Source organism: Sphingobacterium sp. 40-24, from assembly GCF_001899705.1.
GTDB classification, from domain to species: domain Bacteria; phylum Bacteroidota; class Bacteroidia; order Sphingobacteriales; family Sphingobacteriaceae; genus Sphingobacterium; species Sphingobacterium multivorum.
This window is the reverse complement of sequence record NZ_MKWH01000060.1, coordinates 60,951-77,796: the sequence shown is the minus strand read 5'-3', so window position 1 is coordinate 77,796 and position 16,846 is coordinate 60,951. Positions and strand designations below refer to the sequence as shown.

The 16,846-nt window shown below is 40.4% G+C and carries 17 protein-coding genes; 4 read left to right on the top strand and 13 right to left on the bottom strand.

Annotation, left to right across the window (positions count from 1 at the left end):
* Nucleotide 1 precedes the first annotated feature (1 nt).
* The 3 genes from ruvA (at nucleotide 2) to msrC (ending at nucleotide 3,757) form a co-directional block, all read left to right on the top strand.
* The gene (ruvA, locus tag BGP15_RS22060; protein WP_112373856.1) at nucleotides 2-583 is read left to right on the top strand and encodes a Holliday junction branch migration protein RuvA; all 582 of its coding nucleotides are present in this window, start codon (nucleotides 2-4) and stop codon (nucleotides 581-583) included.
* A gap of 660 nt (nucleotides 584-1,243) precedes the next feature.
* Complete coding sequence (locus BGP15_RS22055; protein WP_286770744.1) at nucleotides 1,244-3,100, top strand: beta-N-acetylhexosaminidase; 1,857 nt, start codon at nucleotides 1,244-1,246, stop codon at nucleotides 3,098-3,100.
* A 180-nt stretch (nucleotides 3,101-3,280) separates the two neighbouring features.
* The gene (gene msrC, locus BGP15_RS22050; RefSeq protein WP_286770743.1) at nucleotides 3,281-3,757 is read left to right on the top strand and encodes a free L-methionine (R)-S-oxide reductase MsrC; all 477 of its coding nucleotides are present in this window, start codon (nucleotides 3,281-3,283) and stop codon (nucleotides 3,755-3,757) included.
* Nucleotides 3,758-3,890: 133 nt separating this feature from the next.
* Here the strand turns inward: msrC and BGP15_RS22045 are convergent, their stop codons facing one another.
* The 13 genes from BGP15_RS22045 to BGP15_RS21985 all read right to left on the bottom strand — a co-directional run bounded on the left by BGP15_RS22045 (nucleotide 3,891) and on the right by BGP15_RS21985 (nucleotide 15,622).
* Nucleotides 3,891-4,493 (bottom strand): hypothetical protein, encoded by a 603-nt coding sequence (locus BGP15_RS22045; RefSeq protein ID WP_046672349.1) that lies wholly within the window; start codon nucleotides 4,491-4,493, stop codon nucleotides 3,891-3,893.
* A gap of 31 nt (nucleotides 4,494-4,524) precedes the next feature.
* Nucleotides 4,525-5,745 (bottom strand): LVIVD repeat-containing protein, encoded by a 1,221-nt coding sequence (locus BGP15_RS22040; RefSeq protein ID WP_286770742.1) that lies wholly within the window; start codon nucleotides 5,743-5,745, stop codon nucleotides 4,525-4,527.
* Between the two features lie 123 nt (nucleotides 5,746-5,868).
* Nucleotides 5,869-6,771: a WD40 repeat domain-containing protein gene (locus tag BGP15_RS22035; RefSeq protein WP_286770741.1), complete on the bottom strand. Its 903-nt coding sequence runs from the start codon at nucleotides 6,769-6,771 to the stop codon at nucleotides 5,869-5,871.
* A gap of 258 nt (nucleotides 6,772-7,029) precedes the next feature.
* Nucleotides 7,030-7,614: a bifunctional phosphoribosyl-AMP cyclohydrolase/phosphoribosyl-ATP diphosphatase HisIE gene (gene hisIE / locus BGP15_RS22030; RefSeq protein WP_046672346.1), complete on the bottom strand. Its 585-nt coding sequence runs from the start codon at nucleotides 7,612-7,614 to the stop codon at nucleotides 7,030-7,032.
* Between the two features lie 123 nt (nucleotides 7,615-7,737).
* Nucleotides 7,738-8,490, bottom strand: a complete 753-nt coding sequence (gene hisF, locus BGP15_RS22025) for an imidazole glycerol phosphate synthase subunit HisF (protein WP_070563353.1) — start codon at nucleotides 8,488-8,490, stop codon at nucleotides 7,738-7,740.
* A 1-nt stretch (nucleotide 8,491) separates the two neighbouring features.
* Entirely contained in the window at nucleotides 8,492-9,244 is a 753-nt protein-coding gene (locus tag BGP15_RS22020; protein ID WP_046672344.1) for a 1-(5-phosphoribosyl)-5-[(5-phosphoribosylamino)methylideneamino]imidazole-4-carboxamide isomerase, read from the bottom strand.
* 12 nt (nucleotides 9,245-9,256) lie between these two features.
* Nucleotides 9,257-9,856, bottom strand: a complete 600-nt coding sequence (gene hisH / locus BGP15_RS22015; protein WP_046672343.1) for an imidazole glycerol phosphate synthase subunit HisH — start codon at nucleotides 9,854-9,856, stop codon at nucleotides 9,257-9,259.
* Between the two features lies 1 nt (nucleotide 9,857).
* A complete protein-coding gene (gene hisB / locus BGP15_RS22010; RefSeq protein WP_046672342.1) occupies nucleotides 9,858-10,997 on the bottom strand; it encodes a bifunctional histidinol-phosphatase/imidazoleglycerol-phosphate dehydratase HisB in 1,140 nt (379 codons plus the stop codon).
* 4 nt (nucleotides 10,998-11,001) lie between these two features.
* Nucleotides 11,002-12,060: a histidinol-phosphate transaminase gene (gene hisC / locus BGP15_RS22005; protein WP_286770740.1), complete on the bottom strand. Its 1,059-nt coding sequence runs from the start codon at nucleotides 12,058-12,060 to the stop codon at nucleotides 11,002-11,004.
* 118 nt (nucleotides 12,061-12,178) lie between these two features.
* Nucleotides 12,179-13,090, bottom strand: coding sequence for a ribonuclease Z (locus BGP15_RS22000; protein WP_046672340.1), 912 nt, complete (start codon nucleotides 13,088-13,090; stop codon nucleotides 12,179-12,181).
* A 1-nt stretch (nucleotide 13,091) separates the two neighbouring features.
* Nucleotides 13,092-13,472 (bottom strand): STAS domain-containing protein, encoded by a 381-nt coding sequence (locus BGP15_RS21995; protein WP_286770739.1) that lies wholly within the window; start codon nucleotides 13,470-13,472, stop codon nucleotides 13,092-13,094.
* A gap of 33 nt (nucleotides 13,473-13,505) precedes the next feature.
* Nucleotides 13,506-14,456, bottom strand: a complete 951-nt coding sequence (locus BGP15_RS21990; RefSeq protein ID WP_286770822.1) for a phosphoribosylaminoimidazolesuccinocarboxamide synthase — start codon at nucleotides 14,454-14,456, stop codon at nucleotides 13,506-13,508.
* A 200-nt stretch (nucleotides 14,457-14,656) separates the two neighbouring features.
* Nucleotides 14,657-15,622: a PhoH family protein gene (locus BGP15_RS21985; RefSeq protein ID WP_286770738.1), complete on the bottom strand. Its 966-nt coding sequence runs from the start codon at nucleotides 15,620-15,622 to the stop codon at nucleotides 14,657-14,659.
* A 351-nt stretch (nucleotides 15,623-15,973) separates the two neighbouring features.
* Between BGP15_RS21985 and BGP15_RS21980 the strand changes: the two genes are divergently transcribed.
* Nucleotides 15,974-16,762: an SAM hydrolase/SAM-dependent halogenase family protein gene (locus tag BGP15_RS21980; protein WP_046672337.1), complete on the top strand. Its 789-nt coding sequence runs from the start codon at nucleotides 15,974-15,976 to the stop codon at nucleotides 16,760-16,762.
* The last annotated feature ends 84 nt before the right edge of the window (nucleotides 16,763-16,846 follow it).

Sequence of the window (16,846 nt, the reverse complement as noted above, 5' to 3'; positions counted from 1 at the left end):
TATGTACGAATATTTCATTGGAAAATTAGCATATAAAGCCCCCACTCATGTTGTTATCGATGTGAGTGGGATTGGTTATTATGTCCACATCTCGCTCTATACCTTCTCCCAAATCAAGGATCAGGAAAACTGTAAACTATTTATTTCACTTCAAGTTCGGGAAGACTCACACACGCTTTATGGCTTTGCAACAGAAGGCGAGAAAAAATTATTCGAAAATTTGATCTCTGTTTCTGGTATTGGCCCCAATACAGGCCGTATGATCCTATCGTCAAACACACCCGATGAGATCCAGTCTGCCATCGTCAATGGCCAGGTTGCCCTCATTCAAAAGATTAAAGGAATTGGCCCTAAAACAGCACAACGTCTTATACTGGAACTTCAGGATAAATTAAAAAAACAGGGCTTCGAAGCTTTGGCATCACCTATCCAATCCCAATCAGTTCCGGACGAAGCATTGTCAGCACTAGTGATGCTCGGATTCAACAAAGTCGCGGCAGAGAAGGTGTTAAATACCATTTTAAAGACCGAAAGCAATCTTTCCGTAGAGGATATGATCAAATTAGCATTGAAACGACTTTAAAGCATAAACATTTGCTGAACATATCCGATATTATTCATTAGATGACGGATACGTGCTGTTCATGCTGTAGCGTAAAAGATATAAAGGAACCTTCGGGTTCCTTTGTCATTTCCCGAACCTCAGTTTTGCAATACTTCGCGCCTTATTAACAGTGCTTCAAATTTGAAACATCAAAAAGATATTGCTATAAATAATAAGGAGCTGATAGGGACTTTATAGGGACCTCATTCGGACCTTATTCGGATAAAGCCCTATCAGCTCCGTTGAATGTACCTATAAACTAAGCATTAAAAACGCATCAAAAACGACTTCATTCAGAAGAAGTTATAAGGTCGTTATCTTCCCTTCACGTGATCGAAATAATCTGTACAACGAAAGAAGGTTTAGTGATAAAGCATCAGCTCACCAGGAGATACGAACATTTAAAAAGGCATATTTTTTTACCTAAATTTAGATACTATTCCCCGAAGTAAAATATCCCCTTTAACAGACTAAACAAACGATTGATCTAACCCAAACACGTTATTATCCAAACTACTTCTAAGTGCCCAAAAACACTTTCAACAGTGTTTTCATACCCTATTTGTTACATTTCCTCTTTGCTAAAACGTATTTATTCACCTATTTTTAGAACTTCTTATTTCAGTTATAATCTCACGCATGAAGAAACTATTTTCACTTGCGCTGGCTCTAAGTATAGGAGCAGCAGTATTTGCGCAAGAAAAGAAAGATGCTACCTTGAACATTGTGCCCTTACCGCAACAGGTTCAAATTAAAAATGGTACATTTAAAATCAACGCTAACACCAAAATCGCCTTTGATAGCGAAGAGGACAAAAAAGTTGCAACGCTGTTTCAGGATTTCCTAAAAAGCAACTACAGTCTCAATTTATCCCTAGTGAAATCAGCGAGCAGCAATACGATCTATTTCTCCTCCAAAAACGCAAAATCCACTAATGCTGAAGCGTATGAACTTAACATAAGTTCAGACCGCGCAACTATTAGCGGAAAAGCTGCCGGTCTATTTTATGGTATGCAATCGTTGATCCAGTTGCTACCTGTGGATAAAAAGGCCAGCATAGAAATTCAACAAGCTTCAATCCAGGATGAACCTCGCTTTGCTTACCGTGGATTACATCTCGATGTTGGCCGTCATTTCTTTCCAGTAGAGTTTGTAAAAAAATACATTGATATTCTGGCGTCTTACAAATTGAATACGTTTCATTGGCATTTGACAGACGACCAAGGCTGGCGTATCGAAATCAAATCACATCCAAAATTGACTCAGATTGGCGGTTACCGCAAGCAAACACTACTGGGTAACTACAAGACAGATGGTGATTATAATAACACACCTTATGGCGGTTTCTATACCCAAGACCAAATCAAAGAAGTGGTTGCTTATGCTAAAGCTAAATATGTAACAATTATACCCGAAATCGAAATGCCTGGGCATGCGTTAGCAGCACTTTCGGCTTATCCAGAATTGGGCTGTGGTGATAAGCCAGGACCTTACACGGCTGCGCAGACTTGGGGGGTCTTTGACGATGTTTTCTGTGCCGGAAAAGAAGAAACATTCAAGTTGTTGGAAGATGTCATTGATGAAGTCATTCCCCTATTCCCGAGTGAATATATCCACATCGGCGGTGATGAGTGTCCAAAAACAAAATGGAAAACATGTCCATTTTGTCAAAAAAGAATCAAAGATAACAACCTCAAAGATGAACACGAGTTACAGAGCTATTTTATCCAACGTATGGAAAAATATATCAATAGCAAAGGTAAACGTATCATTGGATGGGATGAGATCTTAGAGGGTGGTTTAGCGCCTAATGCGACTGTCATGAGCTGGAGAGGCGACCAAGGTGCGATTGATGCAGCCAATCAAGGTCACGATGTGATCATAACGGCAAACAGCTATGGTCTATATTTTGATCACAAACAAGGTCCTGATCAAAACAGAGAACCTTTAAGTATCGGCGGACTTTCCACATTGAGCAAAGTATATTCGTCAGATCCAATGCCTAGCAAAATTGCTGAAAACAACAAGAAACACGTTCTAGGTGTACAAGCAAATATTTGGACAGAGTATATTGGATCATCCAATAAAGTCGAATTTACAGTGTTACCGCGCGTTTTAGCGCTTTCTGAAATTGCCTGGACACAGCCAGAGAAAAAGAATTGGAAAAATTTCTCAGAACAGCGTGCAGCAAATCAGCTGGCTAAACTTGACCAAACCAATACATTCTATCGTGTACCGGAAGTATATGGCATAACAGATACCACCGTATATGCTTCGGAATATACGATCAGAGGCTTGAAACCATCTGTTGAAGGGGCCAAAATTTATTACACATTGGACAACTACGATCCTTCAGAATTGGATTTAGAATATACAGGTCCAGTGAAAATTACGGTTCCTAATAGTAAGGAACGTGTTTTCAAAGCCGTTGTTGTAACGCCTTCCGGCAAAAGAAGCAACTACATTCGGGTGAATATTATCAACACCAAGAAATAATAACATTTGCCTGATAAGAAAGCGCTAATATTCTGTTAACTTTGAACAGCGTATTAGCGCTTTTTCATTTCATGCAGGTTGGAACTCAATATGCCGTGAAGCTTTCCGGACAGGCAAAACATGCTTGGCAATTGTAATCCTGATAGCAAATGCATGATTATTTTTTTTACATAGATTTTTATGGCAGAGGATTTACAAATAGCTAAAGGTAGCAAAGAAGAACAATATCAAAATTTACTTCCTCAAATTGGAGGACTTTTGCAAGGCGAGCCGAATCAAATTGCCAATTTGGCTAACATCGCTGCTGCACTGAAAGAACAATTCAATTTTTTCTGGGTTGGTTTCTATCTCGTCGATGGAGACGAGCTCGTATTAGGCCCTTTTCAGGGACCCGTTGCATGCACGCGTATCAAGAAAGGTCGTGGTGTATGCGGGGGTGCTTGGGCAGAGGAAAAAACATTGATTGTTCCTGATGTGGGGCAATTTCCGGGACACATTGCCTGTAGTTCGCTCTCGCGGTCCGAAATCGTGCTACCCGTTTTTAAACAGGGGCAGATTATCGGTGTGCTGGACGTTGACAGCAGTGAATTAAATAGTTTTGATGAAGTCGATGAGAAATACCTTACGCAGGTATTACAGCTTTTAGACAGCGAATAAGTAAGCTCCACAAAAAAGAGTGAAATAGCGTCAGTATCGGCCTAGATTTGAAAAACGAACCGTATACTTACGCTATTTTTTTACATTTCAAGCTATCGACACCTGTTAATAAAAAAAAACATCCGATCGATACCTAAAAACCAAATCCTACCTGTAAAGTAAAACGGTGCAGATCATATTTTTTATCCATTTGTGTTGTTCCATACCCTATGCTAGTGTCTGGCAAACTTGCTGAGGGTCGCGTATAAGTATCCTTTCGGCTATAGTGCTGATACCGATATCCTGTTGCCAAAGACCAATATTTCGCTGAATTCTTAAATTTAAAGCGCCAACCCAGCTGTGGATTTACCAACAAGCCACCCTGATATTCATATTTTAAATTGCTCTCGACTAGATTTTTATTCAAGAAAGCAAAACTATAGCCTAAATCCAATCCTGCAAAAAAACTACGTTTTCTGTCAGGGAATTCCACATAATTTACTTTGGCTGAGAGTGGTAAAAACCATTTTGATCCTTCATTGTTTACAGGATACCTATCCACCCCTGTATTTAAACCCAGAGCGATATTTTCATGGAGCTGCACCCCATGGAATGTATGTAGGCCAAATCCAGATTCGAGAAAAGCAGGGCCATAAGTAATAACCGAAAATTCATTATGATTTGTATATTTTTTTGTTTGGGCATCAACAGTTAAATACCCGAGAAGAGCCAAAATGGCAATCGAAAGTCTTTTCATATCAGAATAAGGAAGCTCTTGAAATAGTGTCTTAATTGGGTCTAATAACAGGAATAATGCTCAATTCCTTCAATTTGGCCTTATTGCTATAATCATATTGATGTACACCTTTTTCTCCAACAATAATTAGCGATTTTGGTCCAGCGATAACATCCATACTCATCAGGTCTTTGTGAGTTTCTAAAAGCTTATTACCTATTTGACTAACATCACTGGCATCGAATGACTTCAACCCGAATTTTCCATCACAGATATACAGCGTGTGGTCCGATAGCGCCAGTCCGTAAGGATTCTCCAAAGTGAAGCTATGTTTCAGCATCGGTTTCGTCAAATCTTGGATATCGATAACTTCCAACAAATTTTGCTGCCCCCCACATACCACGCCTGCACGTAAGGTTACAAAGGCATATTTCTCATTGACAACGACAGGATCACAGGCACGAATATGTGTATAACGCGACAGCTCTACGGGAGCTGATGCCGTCGTGACATCATAAATCACCATACCTGTATTGGAGCCGATAAACAGGTTGTTTTTAAAGGGAAAAATTGTTTCGATGCCAGGACCTATTTTGATATCCTTTACATAGGCAGGTTTACTCGCATTCTGCACGTCAAAAAGGTGCAACATCGTTTGGTCCACGGCATATAGATGTTTATTGGCAATGGTAAATCGCGCCATGGATCCGCCCTGTCCCGAGCCCGAATTGGTCTCGTTATAGAGAGGTTCTTTTCGATCATAAGGTGAATATTTATCTTTTTGGCTATAGCTTACCAGGCTATCTCGGTATCCTGTAATGATGCGATCGGCAGTATTATTCAAGTAATCCATTTGAAGCAACATCTTAAACACATCCTTATTTCGTGTCAATAATTTTGGAGATGCAGGATTTTCGAGATCGAAGGTCAACAAATCTGTAAAACTATCCGCATACAGCTTTCCATCTAGAACCGCAAGATCCACATTGCCGGGAATACTTAAGAATGCCATCGCCACGGGTTTTGACGGATCAACATTATTAAAGATATGAACTCCTTTCCCTGGCTCATTTATAAACAAGTAATCTTGATAAATATAAATCTTTCCGGTTTGAACAATTGTCGTAGGGCCGCTTACGGGATTAGTTTTAGCTCGTATACTTTCCATTGTTTCGAATATGGGCACGCTAGCTAGATACATTCCTTTACTTTCGATTTTATCACAGCTCGAAAGCGCTATACAGCCTAATAGGATAAGCCAAATTCTTTTCATAAAATATAACTATAAGGTCAATTAAATTTATAATTACCATAGTTAACGATATAATTATGAATTCGCTACAAATGACTTTACTTTTTATGCCCCTAAGTTAGTCCGCACTTCCTACCCGATATTTTATACATGAAATTCCCAGACTTTCACTAGTTTGTCATCGCTGACGCTAAAGAAATATTGCGCATTTTCGGACCATGCTCCCGCATTTACAGATAAATGATGACCATCTTGCATCTTCTCGCGGCTCATATTTTTCAATAGTGCAAAATCGGCTGTGGACCAAAATTTCAACGATTTGTCGCGACTGACAGTAACAAAAATTGGTGCTTCAGGATGGGGATATATTCCATATACGGTAAACAGATGCGGTACAAACGAAAAATTAGTTGTCAATTGATTGGGGTCTGAAATCACCAATTGCGCATCCCGTCCACCGCTTAGCAATTTATTATGGATAAATGCCAGCGACGTAGCGGGCATGCTATGCAATTTTGCATCAGTAATAACATGAAAGTCAGTACTGTCCAAGGTATAAACTTTCCCATCTTTATCCCCCAATGCTATTCGTCCAAGTCCTTCATCAATTGCAATTGCGCGAATTGTTGTTGGGGATATTCGCTTCTCATAAATACTTTTATAAGTTGCCAGATCAATAACGTACAATGTTCCCTCTTCACCTACTGCCAGAAGTTCATTTTTCCAGGACATATTAGCCAATGCAAAAATAGCTTTGCTGCTTAGCTGTATACTTGCTACAAGTTTTTGCTCTTCGACATCTACAAAAAGCAGTTTACCCTCACGCAAGGCTATGGCCAGAATCGGCGTCCCCGGGATCAACCGTAAAGCATAAACCGATGAACTTACCGCACAGAGAATACGCTTAAATGCATTTTGCTCAATATCCCATTCGACAACGCCCTTATCGTTACCAGCCGTAAAAAAAGTATCTGCATAGTAGCCCTTCTCTACACAAAAAATAGGGTTTTGATGCCCTGGTAACGTCGATTTTAATGTAATATCCATAGTAATTCGCTAAAATGCCTTCTCTATTCGGAGCACCTGTTTTAAGCCTATTTTTTTATGTTATAGGACCGAATTCTCCGCTGACTGAGCTGTGATCCAGTAAAGATCAATACAGCAATACGTATTGTTAGTCGGTAGAAACAAGAAGTGCAGTATATCCACAAATATACTGCACTTCTTAGATTATTTTGTCATCTTAGCTTAAAGCCTTCTTTCCGCTTCAGATTTTGTTCAACGCTGATGCCGTCGTCCAAATACCTATTGATGTCTGCTCTCGAGGTTTTTCGCAATTGTTTCCAAAGAAAATCCTTTCTCACGCAACAATACGATCAAATGAAACAATAAGTCTGAAGTTTCATTAATAAAATCAGTATCCGTTTCGGTCAATGCTGCAATGACTGTTTCTACGGCTTCCTCGCCAACCTTTTGCGCAATCTTATTGATACCGCGAGAACGCAGACGATTGACATAAGATTCGTCAGAAGGATGTTCATAGCGATGGTTGACAATACGCTCTAGCTCCAACAGAAAGTTTTGGTTGAAGTCTGTATTAAAACAACTTCTGCTTCCTGTATGACAGGTAGGTCCCATTGGTTCTGCTTTGATCAAAACAGTATCCTTATCGCAATCAACATGGATGCTTTTTACATTCAAAAAGTTTCCACTTTCCTCTCCTTTTGTCCAGAGGCGATTTTTGCTTCGGGAGAAAAACGTAACGCGTTTCTCTGCTTGTGTCTTCTGCCAAGCTTCCTCGTTCATATAGCCTAACATCAACACTTCCAATGTTTGGAAGTCCTGCACAATCACTGGAACAAGGCCGTCACTTTTTGCAAAATCTAACATGATTTTAGTATTTCAATTTTTAATTATTTTCGAAGAGCCATGAGCCCAGTTTAATTTCTCAGGATTTCTTTCAGCAAGTTTATAACTTCCACCCCTTTGATTATCGATCTTTATTCCGCTATCCTATCTTACGACAATACCATTTTGGCGTAAGGTAGCTTTAAGATCGGGGATCAATATTTCACCATAATGGAAGACCGATGCCGCCAGGGCAGCATCCACGTTAGCTTGTTGAAAAACATCGACAAAATGCTGTTGATTACCGGCACCGCCAGAAGCAATCAGTGGAATATGAATCTGGTCGTTTATTGTTTTTAAAAAACCATTGTCAAAGCCATTTTTTGTTCCATCATGATCCATTGACGTCAACAGGATCTCTCCTGCTCCACGTTCTTGCGCTTCAAGGATCCAATCCGCTGTGTCCAATTCCGTCTTAATGCGTCCGCCGCTCAGATGCACAAAATTCTGACCTTCGATCGACCGGGTATCCACAGCAACCACAACAAATTGTGCACCAAAAGCTGCAGCCATCTGGTTGATAAGAGCAGGATTGCGTACCGCAGCAGAATTGATGGATATTTTGTCCGCACCTGCATTCAACAAAATATCAGCATCTCTGATTTCATTGATACCACCGCCGATTGTAAAGGGAATATTCACTTGACGTGCGACTGCTTTGACCAGATCAATTGTCGTTTTACGCCCCTCATGCGTTGCTGTAATATCTAGGAAAACGAGTTCATCAGCCCCTTGTTGAGAATATTCATAGGCCAATTCAACAGGATCACCTGCATCGCGCAGATCCACAAAATTGACTCCTTTTACCGTCCGCCCATCTTTGACATCCAAACAGGGAATTATACGTTTTGCCAGCATTTTAAAATCTGATTAACGATTTTAAATTCCAATCTTTGATTTCATCGATCGAGATTCTATTTTCATAGATTGCTTTACCAACGACAACAGATTCTACACTACCCAATTCCTGAAGTTTCTGAATATCGTCCATTGAACTGATCCCGCCAGAAGCTATTAACTTGATAATCGGAGAATGGCTCAACAACTTTTGGTACAGTTCAACGCCTGCACCGCCCAATTTTCCATCTTTACTAATATCGGTACATAAGAACCTAAAGAATCCTAAAACCAAGCATTTATCAATATATTCGATCAATTTGATTGGCGAACTTTCCAACCAACCCGAGTATTTGATTACCTCATCCAAAACGTCGATTGCAATAACGATGTGGTCGGCATATTTTACTTTACCTTCGTTCAACGTAGCCAGCTCCTCCAAGAATGAAGGATTTGTGATTGCCTGTGTTCCGACAATAACGCGATAAATCCCTGCATCAACCAATTCCTTAACCTTTTCGATACTTCTTACACCACCGCCATACTGAATTTTCATATCTGTCTTTTGGATGATATCAAATAAATAGGCCTGATTGCTGAAGTCTCCTTTTGCACCATTTAAATCAATGATATGGACGAGTTCCGTACCATTTGCACGGTAGGTTTCGATTTGCTCTTCTAAACTAATCGCATACGTTGTAACGTCATTGTAGTTACCCTCTCTCAAGCGGACAACTTTTTTGTCCAAGACATCTATTGCTGGAATGATATACATAGTCGAATATTTTTAATCAATTTGAATAGTTGAAAAATTGAGCAGCAGCTGCTCTCCTGCTTTTCCAGATTTCTCTGGATGAAATTGTACGCCAAAGAAATTGTCTTTGGAAATTGCAGCCGAAAAAGGCTGTCCATAGACACATTTCGCCGCGGTATATGTCGCATCGAATTCGATAAAGTACGAGTGGACAAAATAAAAATAAGTCTGGTCTTCAATATGTGCAAATAAAGGACTGTTTGCTGGCACGGAAACACTATTCCAGCCCATATGTGGTACTTTACCCGACTTTTCGGCATCAAAATGTAAGGTCTTCAAAGGAAATAGCTTTAACATTTCGGCATTTCCTTCTTCTGAAAAAGCCGTCAGTAATTGCATACCAACACAAATACCCAACACAGGCTTTTTTAGCTTTTTGATATAGGGCACCAATCCCGATTCCTGTAGTTTGTCCATCGCGGCTCCAGCGTGGCCCACTCCAGGAATGATGATACGATCGTATTGATCGATCTCATCGGCAGTATTGACCATACCATAGGTAAGCCCAACACGATCCAGTGCCGCTGTCAAGGAGAAAATATTCCCCGCACCGTAATTAATAATTCCTATCATCTTACAATACTCCTTTTGTACTTGGCAATTGCATATGGTCGGCATCGCGTCTTACCGCTTTCTTGATAGATTTAGCAAAAGCTTTGAAAATCGCTTCGATCTTATGGTGTTCATTGTCACCTTCAGCTTTAATGTTTAAATTCGATCGTGAAGCATCTGAAAACGACTTAAAGAAGTGGAAAAACATTTCCGTAGGCATATCGCCGATCTTCTCCCGCTTAAATGCCGCATCCCACACTATCCAGTTGCGACCACCAAAATCCAATGCAACCTGAGCCAAACAATCATCCATCGGCAACGTATAGGAGTAGCGCTCAATTCCACGTTTATCCCCTAAAACCTTCAAAAAGATCTCGCCCAGCGCAATACCCGTATCTTCGATGGTATGATGTTCGTCGATATGAAGATCCCCTTTCGCCTTAATGGTCAAATCAAGTGCTCCATGTCTAGCCAATTGATCCAGCATATGGTCGAAAAACGGTAACCCCGTTTCGATGTCTGACTTACCCGAACCATCCAGATTCAACTGAATAAAAATATCAGTTTCATTGGTTTTACGATGATGTTCGGCAGTGCGCGTACCCAATTTAAGGAATTCATACACCGTCTTCCAATCCGTTGTCTCTAAAGCTATAACAGTTGAATCTATCGCAAGGTTTTCCAAAGCACCTAATTGATCGTTTGCACGCAGCCAAATTGCCTTTGCACCGAGGTTTTGTGCCAATTTAACATCGTTCACACGATCGCCAATGACGAAGGATTGGCTCAAATCGTATTTCGACGCATCAAAATAGGCTCCAAGCATACCAACTCCCGGTTTTCGGGTTTCCGCATTCTCGTGTGGAAAGGTTTTATCAATATGTTCCTCGGCAAACACTACGCCTTCTCCTGCAAACGTATCAATCACAAAATGATGGACTGGCCAGAAATTCTCTTCCGGATGGGAAGACGTTCCTAAACCATCTTGGTTGGAAACCAAGATCAATTCGAAATCCAGCTCCTTTGCGATACGTGGTAGATACTGCAAAGCACCAGGATAGAATTTTAATTTGGCAAAAGAATCGATTTGTTCGTCTTCAGGTTCCAAAATCAATGTTCCATCGCGGTCTATAAACAGTACACGTTTTAAGTTATCAGGCATAGTATTATTTATTGATTTGATTAAGTTTTTCTAACAATGTTTTATTTTCAGCCGGTGTACCGACCGTGATCCGTAGACAGCCTTCACACAGTTCGACTTTGGATCTATCTCTAACGATAATTCCATATTGAACGAGATAATCGTAAACTTCACGTGGCTGCTCCATCTTCACCAAAATAAAGTTGGCATCAGAAGGTGTAATATGCTGCACATAATCCAGTTCAAGCAATCCACGCACTAGTTGCTCACGTTCTGCTACTGTCTCCTTGATCCAGTCATTGACTTGATCAACCTGATCTAAGGCTTCCAATACAATATCTTGTGTCGCTTGATTAATGTTGTATGGTGGTTTTATTTTATTGTAAACAGCGATAATCTCCTTACTGGCAAAAGCCATACCCAAGCGTAAGGCCGCAAGCCCCCAGGCTTTGGATAAGGTCTGCAATACCACTAGATTGGGGTATTCAGCCAGTTCTTGCGTAAATGACTTGACAGCAGAAAAATTAATATAGGCCTCATCCACTACCACAAGCCCCTGAAAATTATTCAGGATTGTTTCAATATCCTGACGACGGATTGAATTTCCGGTTGGATTATTCGGAGAACAGATAAAAATCAGTTTAGTATGTGCGTCTATTGCATTGGCAATACCATCCAAATCCAGCTGGTAATCAGCAGTAAGGTTTACCTTTTTGAAAGCAACATCATTGATGTTCGCCGAGACTTCATACATCCCGTAGGTTGGCGGAACTAATATGACATTGTCAACACCAGGGGTACAAAATGCACGGTATAAAATATCAATAGCTTCATCACTTCCATTTCCCAAAAAGATATTCTCTGATGGTACACCTTTTATTTTAGAAAGTTTTGCTTTAACTTGATGTTGGAGAGGGTCTGGATATCGGTTGTAATCATGGTTTAAGGGGGATCCAAAAGGATTTTCATTGGCATCAATTAATATGGATGCCTCCCCTTTAAATTCATCTCTTGCGGATGAATAAGGTACGAGCTTCTTAATATTTTCCCGTAGTAGGTTGTTTAAGTTGAATGGATTATCCATTATAAAAAAATTAGAGCCGTAAACTTAGATAAATTGTTCATCATATGCAATATAATAAGCAATTATTCATAGGTGTTAACCCGTTTATCGTTGGGATATCAGAGAAAATTCAAAAAAATTAAACGGAAAACCACCGACCTTCCACAGAGAGTTCCGTATTTGGGAATACAGTTCTCGCTTCTTCCAATAGGGGATTTAAATCTCTGTACCGCGCTGAATAATGACCCAATAGCAACTTCTTTGCATGAGTTTCCTGGGCGATCTCTCCAGCCTCCAGCGCTGTGGTGTGAAATGTCTCTTTTGCGCGGTCGACCATATCGTGCAAGAATGTGGACTCATGATACATCAGATTAGCCTTTTGCACATAAGGCAGGTATTCCGGCGTCCGTACGGTATCCGAACAATACACATAACTGCGCGATAAGGGAGCAGGAAGGCTCAGGTCATCTGCAGTATATACTTTACCACTTTCATCGACGTAATCAAATCCTTTTTTGATCATCGGAAAATAAGCGGTGGGTATATTCAGTTCCTGTACGACATCGCCAAGCAATGTTCGTGCACGGGGCCCCTCATCAAAACGAAAGCCTGTACAGGCAATACGATGCTTTAATGGAAAAGTGCTTACTTTTAATGTTCTGTTTTCAAAAATGACCCCCGGCTGTTCGGGTGAAATCGGATGAAAAACAAGATTATAGCGTAAAATAGTCTCGGAATGCAAAAATTGCACGTCTAAAATTTCCTTTAACGCAGGTGGCCCATACAAATGGAGATCACTTTTTCGGCCGACAAGGTGCATCGATGAAAGCAGCCCCACCAAACCCAAATAATGATCCCCATGCAGATGGCTAATAAATATATGTCCTAAACGATTGCTTTTGATGCCGTATCGGCTAAGTTGCATTTGTGTACCTTCTCCACAGTCGATCAAAAACAATTGCTCATTAAAGTTCAACACTTGGCTAGTCGGATGACGATCAAACATCGGTGTGGCCGAGCTATTTCCTAATATCAGAACTTCAAACTTCATATTAATCCTCGATTACCCCCCGATACTCAGATTCCAATTCGTGTGCAAAGATTAAATCTTCCGCCACCTTTAAAGATGGTGCTATTTTAAGCGATTTATCCAAATGCGACACACGAACCATATCCATTAACGTTGGACAAAGATTAACCAAAATAAATATGCCCCCAACAGACTGACATAAACGATGGGCAAGCACACCTAAACGGATACCGACCTCGTCCGTTTGCTTAACGTGGATCATATCCAAAACGATATTCCGTTGTCCAATCGTATTCCGCAACAAAAACTCCCCTTTGAGTTTAGCGGCATTATCCGCGTCAATCACATCGACATGAGGTTCTATGACAATATAGCGATCGTGCTTATCAATGGTATACTTCATTAGTCTATCTCCTTTGTTTGAGGATACAATGTACTAATAATTTAGCGTTTTCAAGGCCTTTGCCACATTTCTTTCCACACGTTCCAGTACGTTTTCCTGATCTGGATACACAAACTTCTCTCCGACGATATGCTCGTAAAGCTCAATATAACGTTCAGAAATGGAAGCGACAATCTCATCCGTCATCTCCGGAACAACCTGACCGTCTTTCCCTTGGAAGCCGTTTTCAATTAACCATTTGCGAACAAACTCCTTCGACAATTGCTTTTGTGCCTCCCTTTTTTCCTGACGTTCCTGATAACCTTCCGCATAAAAATAACGGGAAGAATCTGGTGTATGAATTTCGTCGATCAGCACAATTTTCCCATCTTTTTTTCCAAACTCATATTTTGTATCCACCAAAATAAGCCCTCTTTGCGCGGCAATTTCGGTACCCCTTTGAAACAACGCTTTGGTATATTGCTCCAATTGAACATAATCTTCTTCGCTTACGATGCCTTTTTTCAAGATATCGGCACGTGAAATATCTTCATCATGTCCAACAGCAGCCTTTGTTGTCGGTGTAATAATTGGCTCAGGCAATTTGTCATTTTCTTTCAGTCCTTCTGGCAATGCCTCACCACATACTTCACGTTTGCCAGCAGCATATTCACGCCAAGCGTGTCCTGACAAGTAGCCCCGAATAACCATTTCCACTTTAAACGGCTCGCATAGCTGACCGATAGTTACACTGGGGTCCGGCACAGACACGACCCAATTTGGAATAATATCAGCCGTAGCCTTTAAAAATTTGGCTGCAATTTGATTCAACACCTGCCCTTTATAAGGAATAGGACGTGGAAGTACCACATCAAATGCCGAAATACGATCTGAGGCAACCATCGCCAAATACGTATCGGCAATCGTATACACGTCACGTACTTTTCCCCTGTAAAAAGCAGTTTGATTTTCGAAATTGAAATTTGTTTCTTTTATAGCATTCATGTTCAACGTAAAATTCAAATGTAAGTAATTGTTCATTTATGACTGCGTTCAATGGCATTCATAAATGCAGCGCATTTATTTAAGAGCTCGCTGTACTCGATTTGCCTTTTAATTAGGCTATTTGAACTATATCAGTCGGCACCTTTCGTACCCATGCCAAACTGGGATATCCCAAATCATACGTTTGCAGCATAGACCGATTAAATATCGCCATACGCTTCGAGGATGCGGCGAACCAATTTATGGCGAACCACATCTCCACCGCTGAGGTGGATAATGTCTATTCCTTCGATATTCTCCAATAGGCGAATTGAAGTAGACAATCCAGATTGATTTTTTTTCGGTAAATCTACCTGTGTCATATCACCGGTAACGATAAATTTTGCCGTTGGCCCCATACGTGTCAAAAACATCTTCAGCTGCATATCCGTTGCATTCTGAGCTTCGTCCAGAATCACAAAGCAGTTGTCCAATGTTCGTCCACGCATAAACGCTAGAGGTGCAACTTCAATGGTCCGATTTTCCAGGTAACCTTTTAGCTTTTCTGCTGGAATCATATCGTCCAATGCATCGTAGAGCGGTCTCAAATAGGGGTCTACCTTCTCCTTTAAGTCGCCCGGTAAAAAACCGAGATTTTCGCCGGCCTCGACGGCTGGTCTCGTTAGAATGATCCTTTTGATTTCTTTATTTCGAAGTGCCCGAACAGCTAATGCAACCGCCGTATAGGTCTTTCCTGTACCCGCCGGTCCGATAGCAAATAAGATGTCATTTTTCGAAATACTATCCACCATCTTCCGTTGGTTGGCCGTACGTGCACGTACAATAAGGCCATTAGGTCCATACACGATCGGTTCGGATCCAAAGGCTGCATGTTTGGCCGCAAGTCCTTTTTCCTGCTGAATAGAAGAACCTGCACTTGCTCCAAGGAGATTTTCAAAATCCAATAAAGTAATGTTGTTAAATTTCTCCAGATGAGCCATGACTTCCTTAAACGATTGCTCAAACAGGTCTAATTCCTTCGCGTCTCCCAACACCTTCATTTCACTCCCGCGAGCTACAATCCGCAGTTTTGGGAATTGCTTCTTCAAATAATCGAAGTGCTCATTGTCTGCTCCCCATAATATGGGCAAATTCAGACCATCTAATGCAATTAGTAATTCGTTCAAATTTTATCCTATTTAGAATTAATTAGATTGTAGCCATTACACAATATCGTTCCTGTATAATACTATTCAAAATTAACGTATTCTAACGAAACAACCAAGAAGATACGGCGTACAAACGACGATGATTTATAAGCTTATGGAGACAGCCGACAAAGGGGCACAAAGATTTCGTTATGCATAAAATCTTCGCTATGTTTGTGTATATCAATCGAAAAAAGACAGATTCAAAATAAGTTATCCAATTAACTTTATAAATCATCTGATAAATAGTAATTTTGTCCACTATTTAGATAAATTTAAGGGTATATTTAAGGGAATTCGACAGCAATTCGATCTAGGATTTAGATTATAATGGCAGTAATTACATTAACAACAGACTTAGGACACAAAGATTTTTATCAAGCCGCGTTAAAAGGTAGTCTTTTATCGCAGTTGTCCGGTGCCAATATTGTTGATATTACCCATGAAATTCCAGCATTCAATATCCCTCGGGCGGCCTTTGTATTAGGCAATGCTTATCATTATTTCCCTAAAGGAACCGTACATATTATCGGAATTAACACCCTGTTTCATGAGGAGTCGAAATATATCGGCATGAAATACAACGATCATTATTTCGTCGGGGCCGACAACGGTATTTTCAGCTTATTGTTGAATGGCAATGAACCCCAGGAACTGTATGAGCTCAACTTAATGCAGGACCTCCGGTACCTTCACTTTCCGCTCGCAGATATTCTTTCTAAATCCGCCTGTCATATTGCTAAGGGGGGCAAGCTGAAAGAAATCGGTACTTCAATGCAACAGCTCATCGAAAAAGTAACTTTGCAGCCTATCTTTGATAAAGACATGATCCGAGGCAATGTCATTTATGTTGATGCATTCGGCAACGCCATTACCAATATCTCGAAAGATCTATTCAATAAAGTTCAGAAAGGACGTCATTTTGTCCTCTATTTTAAACGTAATGAAACCATTACCAATCTTTCCTGGCATTACAATGAAGTCGGAGAAGGAGAGAAACTTTGTTTATTCGGTATTTCCAACTACCTTGAAATCGCCATCAATAAAGGTAATGCCAGCCAGCTACTCGGACTTCATGATGACGATTCCAATGTTATTCGTATAGAATTTAAAGATTAATTTCATAAATTCATTTGTCGTGCTTTCGCTCCATTTTTTTATCCTTGGTCAAACAGACCACAAGGCTAAAATTGTAGTTGTAGC

Coding starts and splice junctions, on each gene's coding strand:
- ruvA (WP_112373856.1), top strand. CDS start 2: ATGTACGAATATTTCATTGGAAAATTAGCATATAAAGCCCCCACTCAT.
- BGP15_RS22055 (WP_286770744.1), top strand. CDS start 1,244: ATGAAGAAACTATTTTCACTTGCGCTGGCTCTAAGTATAGGAGCAGCA.
- msrC (WP_286770743.1), top strand. CDS start 3,281: ATGGCAGAGGATTTACAAATAGCTAAAGGTAGCAAAGAAGAACAATAT.
- BGP15_RS22045 (WP_046672349.1), bottom strand. CDS start 4,493: ATGAAAAGACTTTCGATTGCCATTTTGGCTCTTCTCGGGTATTTAACT.
- BGP15_RS22040 (WP_286770742.1), bottom strand. CDS start 5,745: ATGAAAAGAATTTGGCTTATCCTATTAGGCTGTATAGCGCTTTCGAGC.
- BGP15_RS22035 (WP_286770741.1), bottom strand. CDS start 6,771: ATGGATATTACATTAAAATCGACGTTACCAGGGCATCAAAACCCTATT.
- hisIE (WP_046672346.1), bottom strand. CDS start 7,614: ATGTTAGATTTTGCAAAAAGTGACGGCCTTGTTCCAGTGATTGTGCAG.
- hisF (WP_070563353.1), bottom strand. CDS start 8,490: ATGCTGGCAAAACGTATAATTCCCTGTTTGGATGTCAAAGATGGGCGG.
- BGP15_RS22020 (WP_046672344.1), bottom strand. CDS start 9,244: ATGTATATCATTCCAGCAATAGATGTCTTGGACAAAAAAGTTGTCCGC.
- hisH (WP_046672343.1), bottom strand. CDS start 9,856: ATGATAGGAATTATTAATTACGGTGCGGGGAATATTTTCTCCTTGACA.
- hisB (WP_046672342.1), bottom strand. CDS start 10,997: ATGCCTGATAACTTAAAACGTGTACTGTTTATAGACCGCGATGGAACA.
- hisC (WP_286770740.1), bottom strand. CDS start 12,060: ATGGATAATCCATTCAACTTAAACAACCTACTACGGGAAAATATTAAG.
- BGP15_RS22000 (WP_046672340.1), bottom strand. CDS start 13,090: ATGAAGTTTGAAGTTCTGATATTAGGAAATAGCTCGGCCACACCGATG.
- BGP15_RS21995 (WP_286770739.1), bottom strand. CDS start 13,472: ATGAAGTATACCATTGATAAGCACGATCGCTATATTGTCATAGAACCT.
- BGP15_RS21990 (WP_286770822.1), bottom strand. CDS start 14,456: ATGAATGCTATAAAAGAAACAAATTTCAATTTCGAAAATCAAACTGCT.
- BGP15_RS21980 (WP_046672337.1), top strand. CDS start 15,974: ATGGCAGTAATTACATTAACAACAGACTTAGGACACAAAGATTTTTAT.